Below are 13,650 nucleotides of genomic sequence, written 5' to 3'. Positions count from 1 at the left end.
CTGCCCTACTCCGTACGGGTTCCGTTTTCCTGGCCCCACCTCAAGGCAGGGGTTTCCACGGAAGGAATCTGATGACGAACGGCGCCGGGCCGGCGAGGGCGACCGCGGCCCGGAAGCCGTCCGGCGCGGCGAGATCGGCCACGGCGTAGACGACGCCGTCGTGCTCGACGGGCGGCGGCGCGTCGCCGGCCACCGGCAGGGACAGGCCGCGGGTGAGCCGGCCACCGGCCGCCTTCACCACGGCCTCCTTGCGGGCCCACAGCCGCGCGAACTCCCCCGCACCCCGCCGTGCCACCAGGTCCGCCTCGGCCGGCGGGAAGAAGCGACGGGCCATGGCCGCGAAGTCCAGCCCGGGCACCAGGTCCTGCAGGTCGACGCCGACGGGCCGCTCGTCCGTGACGGCGATCAGCGCGAGGTCGCCGGCGTGGGAGAGGTTGAACTGCAGGCGTTCCCCGTCAAGGGCCGGCTTGCCGTTCGGGCCGCGGACCCAGCGGCCCTCGCGGCCACCCAGGCGCCGCGTCACGATGCGGCGCAGGGCCACGCCCGCGGCGAACCGGGCGCGGTCCGCCCCGCCGGGCAGCTCGCCGGTGTCGACCTCGCGGGTGTCGACGTGCCAGACGTCGACCGTGGTCACCGCGACAGCAGGCCGGCCAGGCGGCGCACGCCCTCGTCGATCCGCTCCGGCTCCAGGGCGCTGCACGACAGCCGGATCGCGTGCGTCCCGCCGCCGCCGACGTAGAAGAAGCGCATCGGCGTCCACAGCACACCGTGCTCGCGGGCGGAGACCTCCAGCAACTCCTCGCTCGCGTCCACGGGCACGTCGACGACGACGAAGAAGCCGCCGCTGGGTCGGTTCCAGCGCACCGGGGTGCCGTCGAAGTGCCGGCGCAGCGCGGCCAGCAGCGTGGCGAGGTTGTTCCGGTAGAAGGCGATCTTCGCCTGGTTGGCGGTGCGCAGGCTGAACCCGCAGTCGATGAGCATGCCGCCGACGACGGCCTGGGACAGCGCCGAGGTGTTGACGGTCAGCATGCTCTTGACCGTGGACAGCTCCTCGGCGAGCAGGGTGTGCCGGCCGGCGGCGTCGACGACGGGCTGGTCGGCGACGAGGTAGCCGACGCGGGCGCCGGGGAAGTACGACTTGGCGAACGAGCCGAGGTAGATGACCCGCTGGTCGGCGTCGAGCGACTTGAGCGTGGGGCGGGGCTCGTCGTCGAGGCCGAACAGGCCGTAGGGGTCGTCCTCGAGGATCAGCAGGTCCTCGTCGGCGGCCGCGGCCAGCAGCGCCCGGCGCACCGGGACCGGCAGCGACACCCCGGACGGGTTGGCGAAGTTCGGCACGAGGTACAGCGCGCGGGGCCGCTTGCCGCGCGCCCGGGTGGCGGCGGCGACCTCGCGCACCGTCTCGGGGCGCAGCCCGTCGGGGGACTCGGGCACGCCGACGACCTCGACGCCGAGGATGCGCGCGGCGCCGGTGAGCCCGACGTAGCACGGCTCGGCGGCGAGGACCACGTCGTCGGGGCCGGCGCACAGGCCGCGCAGGGCGATGACCATCGCCTCCTGGCAGCCGGTGGTCACCATCACCGCGGCCGCGGGGACCTGGATGTTCTCGTCGACGTCGAGCATCCGGGCGATGAGGTCGCCGACGTGGCCGTTGGTCCGGCCGTACTGCGTCAGCAGCTGCCGGCTCTGCGCCGGGAGCAGTCCGCGCTCGCGCAGGTGGGTGAGATACGCCTGGAGGTGCTTGTCGATGTCGCCGACCGAGTGGAACTCGTCGAACGGGCGGCCCGCGGCCAGCGAGATGGCGGCCGGGAAGCGCCCGGCGATCTCGTTGAGGAAGTTCATCGACGCCGACACGGGGTCGACGACCGACGTGTGCAGCTCCTCGCGCGACAATGTCACCATTCAGGCATCGCCTCCCGTCATCGACGTCATCCGAAGCGCGGTGCGGTCCAGCGCGGCCAGCGCCGGCCGCCCGGCCAGCGCCATCGCGTGGGCCAGCTCCTGCGTCGCGGTGCGCAGCACGCCCGCCACACCGTCCGCTCCCCCAGCGGCCAGCCCCCACAGCGGCGGGCGGCCGAGCAGCACCATGTGCGCGCCGAGGGCGAGCGCGGCGAGGGCGTCGGCGCCGCGGCGCACCCCGCCGTCGAACAGCACCGGGCACGCGCCGCCGACCGCGTCGACGACCTCGGCCAGGGCGTCGAGGCTCGCCACCGCGCCGTCGAGCTGGCGCCCGCCGTGGTTGGACACCACGATCGCGTCGGCGCCGTGCTCGACCGCCAGGGTGGCGTCCTCGCCGGTCAGGATGCCCTTGAGCACCAGCGGCAGCCGGGTGCAGCCGCGCAGCCAGGCGAGGTCGCTCCAGGTCAGCGAGGGGTCGAAGGAGTCGCCGGCGTGCCGGGCGAGCGCGGAGCTCCCGGCGTCGCGCTCGTGCGCCGAGGCCATCACGGCCGGGTCGATGTTGACCGCGGCGACGCCGCCGCCGATCGCGAAGCCGTTTCGCATGTCGCGCCAGCGCCGGCCCATCCGGGGCACGTCGACGGTGAGCATGATGGCGCCGTAGCCGGCCTGTTCGGCGCGCTGCGCCAGGGACCGCATCACGTCGCGGCGGCGCAGCCAGTACAGCTGCAGCCACGGCCCGGTCGAGGACGCCTCGGCGATGTCCTCGACCGTGCGGCTGGCGAACATGGCCGCGACGAACAGCGCGCCGGCCGCGCCCGCACCCCGCGCCGTGGCGACCTCGCCCTCGGCGTCGATGAGCCGCTGGTAGGCGGTCGGCGCGACCCCGATCGGCGTGGCGTAGCGCGTGCCGAACAGTGAGACCGAGGTGTCGACATCCGAGACGCCGGCGAGCACGCGCGGGCGCAGCCGGACCCGGTCGAAGGCGCGCAGGTTGGCCGCGAGCGTGCGCTCGTCCTCGGCACCGCCCTCGATGAAGTCCCACACGCCCGGCTCGACGAGCCCCTCCGCGCGGCGGCGGAAGTCCGATGCGGTGAGGAGGACCGGTCCGGTCTCCAGTTGTGTCACCGCCTGTGTCACCGCCGGACCACCATAGGCGCTAGCCTATCGATACCCCGCCCGCCTCCGCATGAGCCGAAAGGCCTACATGGCACCGGAATATGCGCTTCACTCCGCCATCGGCGGGCCGCTCGCCGGCCATCCGTGGCGACGCTACGCCGTGCTCGGCGACAGCGTCGTGCAGCAGCCGGGCGGCTTCGCCGAGCTGGTGCGCGACGAGCTCGACGCCGCCGGGTCCGGGTCGATCGGCGCGGGGCCCGGCGTTGCGTCGCTCAACCTCGGCCGGCGCAACCTGCGCGCCGCCGAGGTCCGCGCCACGCAGCTCTCACCGGCGCTCGCGTTCGCGCCCGACCTCGCGCTCGTAGTGTGCGGCGCCAACGACGCGATGCGGCCGGGCTACGAGGCCCGCGCCGACGCCGTCGACGCCGAGGTGGCCGGGATCATCCGGCCGCTGCAGGAGGCCGGGGCGCGCGTGATCACGGTCTCGGTGTTCGTGATGCGCGAGTATCCGCGGCTGCCCGCCTGGCTGGGACCGGGCTTCGCCCGGCGGATGGCGCTGCTCGCGCGGCGCACCAACGCACTCGCCGCGGCGCTGGGCACCATCCACGTCGACCTGTCGGATCACCCGGCGATCGGCGCCGGGGAAGCCCTCACGGGCGAGGATGGGCTGCACGGAAACGCGCACAGCCATAGGATCGCCGCTGCTGCCGTGATCCAGCGATTGACCGCCGAACTGTAGGCTGAGGCCCGACAAAGGGGGATGCATCGATGCCGCTCGACCCGCAGGTGCAGGCGATGCGCGACCGCAAGGAGCGTGACCTGGTCGCCCCGCTGTATACGATGAGCCTCGAGGCGGCCCGCGCGGCCGACCTCGCCTCGATCCAGGCCGCCGGCGGCAGCCCCGAGAAGGTGCACGAGGTCACCGACCACTGGCTACCCGGCCCGGGCGGCAAGCTGCAGCTGCGCGTCTACCGGCCCAGCGCCGAGCCGAAGCTGCCCGTGCTCATGTATTTCTTCGGCGGCGGCTGGGTGCTCGGCACCGTCGACACCGCCGACGGCATCGCCCGCAGCCTCGCCAACGCGGCCGGCTGCATCGTGGCCGTGCCCGGCTACCGGCTCGCGCCCGAGCACCCGTTCCCGGCCGCGATCGAGGACTGCTGGGCGGCCACCGAGTGGGTCGTCGACAACGCGGAGGCGCTGGGTGCCGACCCGGGGCGGATCGCGGTCGGCGGCGACAGCGCCGGCGGCAACCTGACGGCCGGCCTGACCCTGATGGCGCAGCGGGCCGGCGGCCCGCGCCTGGCCGGCCAGCTGCTCGTCTACCCCAACACCGATCAGGTCGCCGACGACGAGTCGATGCGCACCAACGACGACCCCTATCTGTTCAACCACCACTCGGTCGAGTGGTACCGCTCGCACTACCTCACCGACCCGGACGACGCCCACAACCCGCTCGCCTCGCCGCTGCGGGCCGAGACCCTGGTGGGCCTGCCGCCGGCGCTGGTCATCACCGCCGAATACGACCCGCTGCGCGACCAGGGCGAACGCTACGCGGCCCGGCTCGCCGAGGACGGCGTTCCCGTCGCCGTGACCCGCTACGAGGGCATGATCCACGGGTTCTTCGCCATGTCGGGCACCCTGGACGCGGGCAAGGCCGCCCTCGACCAGGCCGCGAAGCAGCTGCGGATGTGGTTCGAGGCGTGACCCGGGTCATCGACCCAGCACCGTTCCTCCGTTGACCCCCACCAGCTGGCCGGTGATGAACCCGGCCTCGGGTGAGGCGAGGAAGTACACGGTGGATGCCACGTCCGCGGGCGTACCGGCGCGTCCGACCAGCGTGCGATCGACCCTGGTTTGGTGGAACCGCTCGTTCATCCGCTCGCCGAAGAACTCGGTGTCCGGCACATACCCGGGCAGCACCAGGTTGGCGGTGGCCCCGGCGGGCCCCAACTCCGCGGCGAGCCAGAAGATCCACGCGTGCAGGGCCGCCTTCGCCGCGCCGTACGAGCCGCTGTAGCCGCTGCCCAGCTGGGCGCCGATCGAGCCTATGCCGATCACCCGGCCCTGCTCGGCCAGCTTCGGCCGCAGGGCGGCGACGAGCAGCACGGCGGTCAGCACGTTCTGGTCGAAGTCGGCCCGCCACTCCCGGGCGATCGCGTCCAGCTCGGACGGTACCGCCGCGCTGGTGCCCCCCGCGCCGGCCACGATCACGTGCACCCGGTCCACCGCGCGAGCCACCTGGGCGGCACCGTCCGCGGTGCTCAGGTCGGCGGCGACCCAGGTCACCGCGGGGCCGAGCGTCTCCGCCGCGGCGCGGAGCGTCGCCGCCGCGGCGCGGAGCGTCGCCTCGCGCCGGCCCACGAGCACCACGCGGTCGCCGCGACCGGCAAACGTCGCGGCGACCGCCCGGCCGATACCGGTGCCGCCACCCGACACCACCACCGTACGACCGGTCATGGCGTCAGCATCGTCTTGATGTGCGCCGATGGGCCCCGCATCAGCTCCTCGAACACCTCGACGCCGTCGGCGAGGTCCCGCAGTTCCAGCCAGTCCTCGTCGACCTCGGCGGCGAGTGGCACCGCCGCCGCGAACTCCGCGGCGGTGTAGCAGAAGCTGCCCAGGACCGCCTTCTCGCCCCGGATCATCGCCCGGCAGTCGACGTCGGACTCCGCGGCGTGCAGGCCGAGCCAGACCGTGACGCCGCCCGGATGCAGCAGGGCGACGGAGTCGGCCCGGGTCCCGGCCGTGCCCACGGTGTCGAGAATGACGTCGAAGGTGCCGGTCAGCCGCTGCCCGGTGCCGCCGGCGCCCGCCTTGACCGCGGTCGCCAGCCGCTGTTCGGCCAGGTCGGCGACGTGGACGCCGGTCAGGCCGCGACTGCGGAGCACCAGCAGTACCGCAATGCCCAGCATGCCGGCGCCGATCACGCCGACCTGGGCGTCCGGGGTGAGCCGGTCGGCGACCAGGTTCGCGGCGTGCACGGCGTTGGCCATGGGTTCGACGAACGCTCCGCGCTGGGCGGACACACCGGCCGGCAGCGGGTGCACGTTGGCTCGCGGCACGGCCACGTACTCGGCGAAGCCGCCCGCCCGGTGGATGCCGAGGATGCTGCGGTTCTCGCAGATGTTCGTCTTCCCGCGCCGGCAGTTGCCGCAACCGCCACATGCCACCAGCGGATTGACCGTGACGAGGGTGCCGTCGTCGACCCGGTGCCCGGCGAACTCGTGGCCCATCACCAGCGGTGGCTTGCGGAACGGGCTTTGGGTGGCGAAACCCTCCACCTCGGATCCGCAGACCCCGACCGCGGCCACCCGCACCAGCACCTCGTCGTCGGCCGGAGCCGGAACGTCGAGGTCGGTGACGATCAGTTCGAGCGGCCCGGCGTAGAGCAGCGCCCTCATGCGACACGCACATCCTTTCGCGCGCCGATGCGCGCACCGCTGTGGCTGTCAAACAAGCAGGCACCGCTCAGGTCGAGCAGCACCCGGCATTCGTCGTCGACGGCGAGGCCGGCGTCGCCCGGCAGCTTCGCGTAGTGCAGGTCCCGCACCGCGGCCGCGCCGAACTCCTCGCTGTTGGGGGCGAGCCCGAGCCGGAAGCCGACGACGGTCTCGGCGCCCAGCCGTTCCACCACCGCCACCCGGGCCGGCATGCCGGGACCCGTCGCGGCGACCCGCACCTTCTCCGCCCGCACGCCCAGCAGTGCGGCCCCGTCGGGTACCCCGGCGGCGGGCAGGCTCGTGTCGCCGTCGATCGTGGCCCGCTCGTCCTGGACCGTGACCGGCAGCAGGTTCATGGGCGGCGAACCGATGAACCGGGCCACGAAGGTGTTCGCCGGCTCGTCGTAGATCTCCTGCGGGGTACCGCTCTGCTGCACGACGCCGTCGTTGAGCAGGATGATGCGGGTGCCCATGGTCATCGCCTCGACCTGGTCGTGCGTGACGTAGATGAAGCTCGCTCCCACCCGCCGGTGCAGCGCCGTGATCTCGGTGCGCATCTGCGCCCGCAGCTTGGCGTCCAGGTTGGACAGCGGCTCGTCCAGCAGGTACACGGACGGCTCGCGCACCAGAGCCCGGGCCAGCGCGACCCGCTGCCGCTGCCCGCCGGACAACGTGCGCGGCCGGCGGTCGAGGTATGGCGTGAGCTCCATGGTGGCGGCGATGTGCTCGATCCTCCCGGCGATCGCGGGATCGCGCATCGCCCGCCAGCGTGCCACCATGCCGACGATCGGGATGTGTTGCCACCAGCGAAAGCGACTCATCAGCAGCGGGAAGGCGATGTTGGCCCGCACGGTCTTGTGCGGGTAGAGCGCGTAGGACTGGAAGACGAACGCGACGTTGCGCTGCTTGGGTTCCAGGTCGTTGACGCGTTGGCCGTCGAAGAGCAGGTCACCGCCGGTGATGTCGATGAGCCCGGCGATCATGCGCAGCATGGTGGACTTTCCGCACCCGGACGGGCCGAGCAGCACCAGGAACTCCCGGTCCGGGATCTCCGTGGAGAACTCGTGGATGACCGGCGTGGCGCCGTAGGACTTCTGGATGCCCCGGAATGTGATGGCCGGCATGCCTACCCCTTCACCGAGCCGGAGGTGAGACCACTCACGATCCGGCGTTGTACCAGCAGGAAGAAGACGATCGCGGGGACGGTGAACACGAGCGCCGCGGAGAACACCGTCGACAGCGGGGTGATGAACTCCCCGATGAACGACGACAGGCCCTTGCTCGCCGGCCACTTCGTCGTGTCGCGGATGAAGGTCGAGGCGAACAGGTACTCGTTCCAGCCGTCGAAGAACGTGATGACCGCCGCGGCGGCCACCGACGGCGCCACCAGCGGCAGCGTGACCTGGGAGAAGATCACGAACCGGGGCGCGCCGTCGACCCGGGCCGCCTCCTCGATCTCGTAGGGGACCCCGTCCACCGCCGACTTGATGATCCACACGCCGACCGGCATGGCGAACGCGGTGTTGGCCAGCACCAGGCCGAACAGCCCGTTGATCAGCCCCAGCGTCACGAACAGCGTGTAGAGCGGCACGATCAGCAGCGCCTCGGGCAGCATCTGGGTCGCGAACAGCCCGAAGCCGAGCACCCCGCGGCCGGGGAAGCGCCGGTACCGCGACAGTCCGTAGCCGGCCAGCACCGCGAGCGTCAGGCTGAAGAACGTGGTGCCCGTCGCGACGATGGCGCTGTTGGTGAGCCAGCGCAGCAGCGGTACCCCGCTACCGAAGACGTCGAAGATGCCGGGGAGCCGGTCCAGCCGCGCCCACAGACTCTGCCCGCTGAACAGCTCCTCGCGGGTGGCCAGGGCGGTGTTGAGCATCCAGTAGACCGGGAAGCCGGAGATCACGGTCAGCGCCAGGATCGCGAGCCACCGGCCCGGACCCGCTCCGCTCAGCCGCCTCACAGCGCCTCCCGCCGTGATGAGCGCCGCTCCACGACGAAGTAGACGACGGTGACCACCAGGGACAGGCACAGCCCGAGCATGCCCAGCGCCGCCGCCCGGCCCAGGTCGGAGTTCGAGAACGCCTCCCGGTAGACGCTGATGACCAGCGTGTTGGTGGCGTCGATCGGCCCGCCGCCGGTGAGCAGATAGATGATCTCGAACCGGCGCAGTGACCAGATCGTCATCAGCAGCGCCGCGATGCGCAGCGTCGGGGCGATGTGGGGCAGCACGATCTCCTTGACCGTGGTGAACCGGTCCGCCCCGTCCACTCTGGCCGACTCCCGCACCTCGGCGGGCACCGACTGCAGGGCGGCCAGCACGACCAGCATGATGAACGGGAACACCTTCCAGACGCTGACCGCGGTGACCGACAGCAGTCCCAGATCGGGGTCGATGAGCCAGCCCTGTTCCCCGATGCCGAGCACGGCGAGACTCCGATTGGCCACCCCGTCGCCGACGTTGAAGATCCAGGTGAACACGAGCACGACGGCGATCGACGGCACCGCCCAGGGCATCGTCAGGATGGCCCGCACCACCGCACGGCCGCGGAATCCGTCGTTGATGGCGAACGCCGCCACCGTCCCGAGCGCCAGCGACCCCACCACCGTGCAGGCGGTGTAGAGGACGGTGGTGAGCACCGACGACGCGAAGCGCTGGTCCACCAGCAGTTCGCGGTAGTTGTCCAGGCCGACGTACGAACCCCCGGCCGGGTTGAGCAGCTTGGTGTCGGTGAAGCTGAGCAGTGCCCCGCGCAGCAGCGGGGTGGCGGTGAACACCAGCAGATAGGCTGCCGCGCCGCCGACGAACAGGTACGGGGCGAGCCGCGATCGGGCGCTCATCAGATTCCTTCCGGTCGTTCGCGGCAGGCGCCGCGCAGTGGCACCTGCCGCGTCGGGCGTGGGATCGATCAGGTCCCGACCGCCGCCTTCACCTCTTGTGCCGCCTTGGCCAGGGCCTCCTCGGGCGGAACGTTCTGCAGCAGCACCTTCTCGACCCACTGCAGGACGATGTGCCGGATCTGCGGGGTCTTGCTCTCGAACCCGGCCACCACGGCGCCGTGCGAGTTCGGCGCGTTCTCCCGGTAGGCGGTGACCCACGGGTTGGCCTTCACGAACGCATCGGGAACGGTCGTGTCGACGGCCACCGTCGAGGCGTTGCCGATGACCTCGGAGAGCTTCTGCTGCGGCTCCGGCTGGACCAGCCAGCGCAGGTAGTCCTTGGCCAGCTCCTTGTTCTTGGAGTGCTTGTTGATGGCGAAGTAGATGCCGACCTGGCTGGTGTTCTTGCCGGGGAACGGAAGCTTCGACGACATGATGGAGGTGCTCGGCACCTTGTCGCTGATCATCGCGGTCGGCGCGCCGGTCGCGTCGATCAGCATGGCCAGCTTGCCCTCCTTGAACTTCGTCCGGAAGGTCGAGGCGTCGTCGCCCACGGCGAACGCGCCGGAGCCGTAGACGGCCTTGTACGCCTTGAGCGCGGCGACGTTCTCCGGGCGGTCGATGGTGAGCGTCTTACCGTCGGACCAGCCGCCGCCGAAGCCCTGCGGCCAGTTGTTGAAGTCGATCCACCACGGGTTCTCCTCGGCGATGCGGTGGCGCACCGCGAAGCCGGTGATGCCGGTCTTCTCCTTGATGGTCTTCGCCGCCACGACCAGTTCCTCGGGCGTGGTCGGTGGCTGGACCCCGGCCTGGGCCAGGATGTCCTTGTTCCACAGGAACGCGTACGGCGCGATCTGGGCGGTGACGGCCAGTTGCTTGCCGCGCCACTTGCCGCCCTCGTTCGTGACGTTGAGCTTCACGTCCTGGCCGAAGACGCCGTCGAGCGGCTCCAGCACGCCCGCCTCGGCAAGCTCGGGCAGGAACGTGTCGGCGACGGCGAACACGTCGGGTCCCCCGCCGGCGGCGATCTGTGTCTTGATGGTGGTCTCGTAGTCGGCTCGGGTGATTTCCTGCTTGGTCAGCGTCGCCTTCGAGTTCTTCTGCTGGTAGCCCTGGAAGGTCTCCCACATCTTGGCGCCGTAGCTCGGAGCGAGCAGGTCCCAGTGAGTGATCTCAAGGGTTCCGCCCTCCTGGGCGGACTTGGCGGGTTCTTCGGTGCCGCCGCATGCGGCCATCAGGCTCAGCACGGCCACGACAGCGGTCGCGGAGAGTGCGCTTCGGTATCTCAACATTCCTGTCCACCTCGAGTGGCAGTCGGTGTGTTGGTGGGACCCGGGACTTGGTCCACGACTGTAGACGCGGTGACCCGATATAGGAACCCATGTTCAGATACCTGAACGTACTGCCTGTTCTTACAGGTCAGGGCCGTGTCTTGCCCGTTCCGGGGCAGGTGTGTCACCCTTCTCGGGACCCATCGGCGTACAGGAGTGGCTGGACCATGGCGCCTACACCCCAACACCGGGAAGCCGAGGAGACCACGGCGCGAATGGGCTCGATCAAGTCGGCGGAGCGGGTCCTGCAGATCCTGGACCTGGTCGCGCGGCACACCGACGGGATCGACGCCAGCGGCATCCGCGTCGCCCTGAACCTGCCCAGAAGCAGCCTGCACGGGCTGCTACGGGTGCTGTCGGAGAGCGGCTACCTGTTCGTGGATCCGGACTCCCGGGTCTACCGGATCGGGCTACGCGCCTGGGAGGTCGGGCAGGCTTACTCGCACAACCAGAACATCACCGTCCTCATTGGACCGGTGATGCGCGCGCTGCGCGACGAGCTCAACGAGACAGTGCAGTTGGCCGTCCTGGACGGACTGGACAATGTGTACCTCGCGAAGGAGGACTCCGGGCATCCGCTTCGGCTGGTCTCCGGAGTCGGCATGCGGCTACCCGCGCACACCACGGCGCTGGGCAAGGTGCTCCTGGCCGGCCTGCCCGCCGAGGAACTGCGCCGCCGGCTGACGGGGGTCACGTTGCAGCAGTTCACCAGAAGCACCATCGGCGACAAGGTGCAGTTGCTCCGCCGCCTCGCCGGCGTGCGGGCCACCGGCTACGCCGAGGACGACGGCGAGTACACCGTGGGGCTCTACTGTGTCGCCGTCCCGGTGCGCAGCTCGTCGGGGGCGGTCGTGGCCGCCGTGAGCTGCTCCACCCCCTCGGCCCGCGCGGGCGCCGCCGGCGACCGCGCCCAGCGATACCTGCCGGCGCTACGGGCCTGCGCCGGTCGGCTCGCGCCGCTGATGGCCCCGCTGTCGTAAGGCAGCGATCGCCTTTGAGCGTGGCGCGACGGAAATCGTCTGCGCGCCGTCGATCGAGGTCGGCCGAGATCTCCGGCGGCGGTACCCGGATCGCCTTCTGGTCGGCGAGACCGGCGGACTCAGGCCGGCGGATTTCGACTTCGGGAACTCGCCGTTCGAGATGTCGACGGCGCGGCTCGACGGCCGGCGTCTGATCCAGGCGACGTCGAACGGCACGCGCGGTCTCGTCCGGCAGGTGGACCCGGCGGCGCTGCTCGCGGTGTCAGCGCTGAATGTCGCTGCCACCGCGCGATGGATCGCAAGGAACCACGCGGATACCGCGTGCACGCTTGTCTGCACGGGGCGGACGGCCGAGGACCTGGCCTGCGCTAGGTATCTGAGTGGCCTGCTCCACGGGCCGGAGCCGAGGCTGGCGGACCTGGTCGCGGGCATCATGGACGGCGCCGCCGAGCATGTCCGCGCGTTCGCCGGGCGACCCGCGCCCGAACGCGTGGATCTGTCCCGGGATCTTCCCTTCTGCTGCGATGTCGACCGGTCCGGATTCGCCATGGTCGGCGAGATCCGCCAGGATCACGTCGCGCTCACACGGGTGCCGTGCTGAAGGGCGGATCCCGTCATCCCCCGTCCTCAAGCGGACGGGGGATGACGCGGTCACAGCCGTGACGCGATCAGACCCTGGTCCAGCGCTGGTTCGCGCCGCCGGAGCAGTCCCACAACTGCAGTTGCGAACCGTTCGCGGTGCCGTGGTTGGCCACATCGACACACTTGTTGGCGCCGGTGTTCCTCAGTTCGCCGGCAGCCGAGAGGGTGAACTTCTGGGCGTTGGTGCCGTTGCATGTGTACAGCTGCACCGCCGTGCCGTTCGCGGTGCCCGCCGCGGCGGCGTCCATGCACTTGCCGAGCGCCCGGACGGTGCCGTCCGAACCGATCGTCCACTGCTGCGCCGCCGTGCCGTTGCAGTCGTAGACCGACAGCCGAACCCCGTCCGCCGGGTTGGCGCCGGGCACATCGATGCAGCGACCGCTTTCGGCCCCGCGCAGCGCGTTGCCGCCGCCGGCCGGCGGCGGGGTGCTGTTCGTGCTGACGCGGATGTAGTCGACGAGCATGCGGGCGACCGACGGCGTGCTGCCGTCCGGGCTGCCGGGGAAGTTGCCGCCGACCGCGAGGTTCAGGATGATGAAGAACGGGTGATCGAACACCCAGGCGTTGCCGCGGACACTGGCCGGGGTCGCACGGAAGTACTCCGACCCGTCGATCGTCCAGATGATGAGGTTCGGCGACCAGTCGACCGCGAAGATGTGGAAGGCGTTGCCCACCGGCTGGCCGAGGTTACGGGTGCCGCCCACCGCGTTGCCGCCCGAGTAGCCCGGGCCGTGGATCGTGCCGTACACGGTGTTCGGGTCGCGCCCGACGTTCTCCATGATGTCGATCTCGCCGCCGTTCGGCCAGGTGCCGCCGCCGAGCATCCAGAAGGCCGGCCAGAGACCGGTTCCCTTCGGGACCTGGATCCTCGCCTCGACGCGGCCGTACTGCTGGGTGAACTTGCCGGCGGTCTGGATCCGGCCGGACGTCCACTGGCAGGTGCCGTACCAGCAGCTGCGCCCACCACTTTCCCGCCGGGCCTCGATCACCAGCTGACCCTGGCCGTTTTGGTAGACGTTGCTGGTGCCGCTGTTGTAGTACTGCAGCTCCTGGTTGCCGAAGCCGCCACCGCCGGTGTCGAAGTTCCACTTCGACGCGTCGACGCCTTGTCCCGACGCACCGTTGAATTCCTCGCTCCACACGACCGCGGCCTGCGCGGCACTTTGCGCTGTCACGACGGCGAGTCCGGTAGCGACCATCGATGCGACCAGCGCGGCGGACGCCAACGATCTGAGTCTTCGCATCTGAATACCTCCCATGGGCGGGGTCCCTTCTGGGGCGAGGCGCCGGTGCGGACCCTGAGGCGGCAGGGCCCGCGGCGCCAAGGGATCTGTGAGGTTCCTTAACAGATCCATAGGAGGCTAT

Annotated in this window: 14 protein-coding genes; 4 read left to right on the top strand and 10 right to left on the bottom strand. The window is 71.1% G+C overall.

Annotated features, from left to right (window positions below; genetic code table 11):
- Positions 1-40: 40 nt before the first annotated feature.
- From ABT297_RS12680 to ABT297_RS12670, 3 genes are read right to left on the bottom strand one after another with little or no spacing between them, the layout of a single operon-like run.
- Entirely contained in the window at positions 41-634 is a 594-nt protein-coding gene (locus ABT297_RS12680) for a 4'-phosphopantetheinyl transferase family protein (protein ID WP_350548165.1), read from the bottom strand.
- Entirely contained in the window at positions 631-1,902 is a 1,272-nt protein-coding gene (locus ABT297_RS12675) for an aminotransferase-like domain-containing protein (RefSeq protein ID WP_350548163.1), read from the bottom strand. The genes ABT297_RS12680 and ABT297_RS12675 overlap by 4 nt, the downstream gene beginning before the upstream one ends.
- Positions 1,903-3,036: an alpha-hydroxy acid oxidase gene (locus ABT297_RS12670; RefSeq protein WP_350548161.1), complete on the bottom strand. Its 1,134-nt coding sequence runs from the start codon at positions 3,034-3,036 to the stop codon at positions 1,903-1,905.
- Between the two features lie 67 nt (positions 3,037-3,103).
- Between ABT297_RS12670 and ABT297_RS12665 the strand changes: the two genes are divergently transcribed.
- Complete coding sequence (locus ABT297_RS12665; RefSeq protein ID WP_350548159.1) at positions 3,104-3,754, top strand: GDSL-type esterase/lipase family protein; 651 nt, start codon at positions 3,104-3,106, stop codon at positions 3,752-3,754.
- Between the two features lie 29 nt (positions 3,755-3,783).
- On the top strand, positions 3,784-4,719 hold the full coding sequence (gene lipP1, locus ABT297_RS12660; protein ID WP_350548157.1) for a LipP1 family hormone-sensitive lipase: 936 nt from the start codon (positions 3,784-3,786) through the stop codon (positions 4,717-4,719).
- A 6-nt stretch (positions 4,720-4,725) separates the two neighbouring features.
- Here lipP1 and ABT297_RS12655 read toward each other — a convergent pair whose 3' ends face one another.
- The 6 genes from ABT297_RS12655 to ABT297_RS12630 all read right to left on the bottom strand — a co-directional run bounded on the left by ABT297_RS12655 (position 4,726) and on the right by ABT297_RS12630 (position 10,624).
- Positions 4,726-5,472, bottom strand: a complete 747-nt coding sequence (locus ABT297_RS12655; RefSeq protein ID WP_350548155.1) for an SDR family NAD(P)-dependent oxidoreductase — start codon at positions 5,470-5,472, stop codon at positions 4,726-4,728.
- On the bottom strand, positions 5,469-6,416 hold the full coding sequence (locus tag ABT297_RS12650; RefSeq protein ID WP_350548153.1) for an alcohol dehydrogenase catalytic domain-containing protein: 948 nt from the start codon (positions 6,414-6,416) through the stop codon (positions 5,469-5,471). Before ABT297_RS12650 ends, ABT297_RS12655 begins: the two co-directional genes overlap by 4 nt.
- Positions 6,413-7,579: an ABC transporter ATP-binding protein gene (locus tag ABT297_RS12645; protein ID WP_350548151.1), complete on the bottom strand. Its 1,167-nt coding sequence runs from the start codon at positions 7,577-7,579 to the stop codon at positions 6,413-6,415. Before ABT297_RS12645 ends, ABT297_RS12650 begins: the two co-directional genes overlap by 4 nt.
- A gap of 2 nt (positions 7,580-7,581) precedes the next feature.
- On the bottom strand, positions 7,582-8,415 hold the full coding sequence (locus ABT297_RS12640; RefSeq protein WP_350548149.1) for a carbohydrate ABC transporter permease: 834 nt from the start codon (positions 8,413-8,415) through the stop codon (positions 7,582-7,584).
- Entirely contained in the window at positions 8,412-9,293 is an 882-nt protein-coding gene (locus ABT297_RS12635; RefSeq protein WP_350548147.1) for a carbohydrate ABC transporter permease, read from the bottom strand. Before ABT297_RS12635 ends, ABT297_RS12640 begins: the two co-directional genes overlap by 4 nt.
- Positions 9,294-9,361: 68 nt before the next feature.
- Entirely contained in the window at positions 9,362-10,624 is a 1,263-nt protein-coding gene (locus ABT297_RS12630) for an ABC transporter substrate-binding protein (protein WP_350548145.1), read from the bottom strand.
- A gap of 206 nt (positions 10,625-10,830) precedes the next feature.
- Here ABT297_RS12630 and ABT297_RS12625 point away from each other — a divergent pair, with 206 nt between their 5' ends.
- Both ABT297_RS12625 and ABT297_RS12620 read left to right on the top strand, forming a co-directional pair.
- Positions 10,831-11,643: an IclR family transcriptional regulator gene (locus ABT297_RS12625; RefSeq protein ID WP_350548143.1), complete on the top strand. Its 813-nt coding sequence runs from the start codon at positions 10,831-10,833 to the stop codon at positions 11,641-11,643.
- A gap of 7 nt (positions 11,644-11,650) precedes the next feature.
- Positions 11,651-12,244: a 2-phosphosulfolactate phosphatase gene (locus ABT297_RS12620; protein WP_350548303.1), complete on the top strand. Its 594-nt coding sequence runs from the start codon at positions 11,651-11,653 to the stop codon at positions 12,242-12,244.
- Positions 12,245-12,311: 67 nt separating this feature from the next.
- Here the strand turns inward: ABT297_RS12620 and ABT297_RS12615 are convergent, their stop codons facing one another.
- Positions 12,312-13,529, bottom strand: coding sequence for a ricin-type beta-trefoil lectin domain protein (locus ABT297_RS12615; RefSeq protein WP_350548141.1), 1,218 nt, complete (start codon positions 13,527-13,529; stop codon positions 12,312-12,314).
- Positions 13,530-13,650 lie beyond the last annotated feature (121 nt).

The sequence above is a fragment of the Dactylosporangium sp. NPDC000555 genome, assembly GCF_040300025.1.
GTDB lineage: Bacteria > Actinomycetota > Actinomycetes > Mycobacteriales > Micromonosporaceae > Dactylosporangium.
This window is presented reverse-complemented; position numbering and strand designations above follow the sequence as displayed.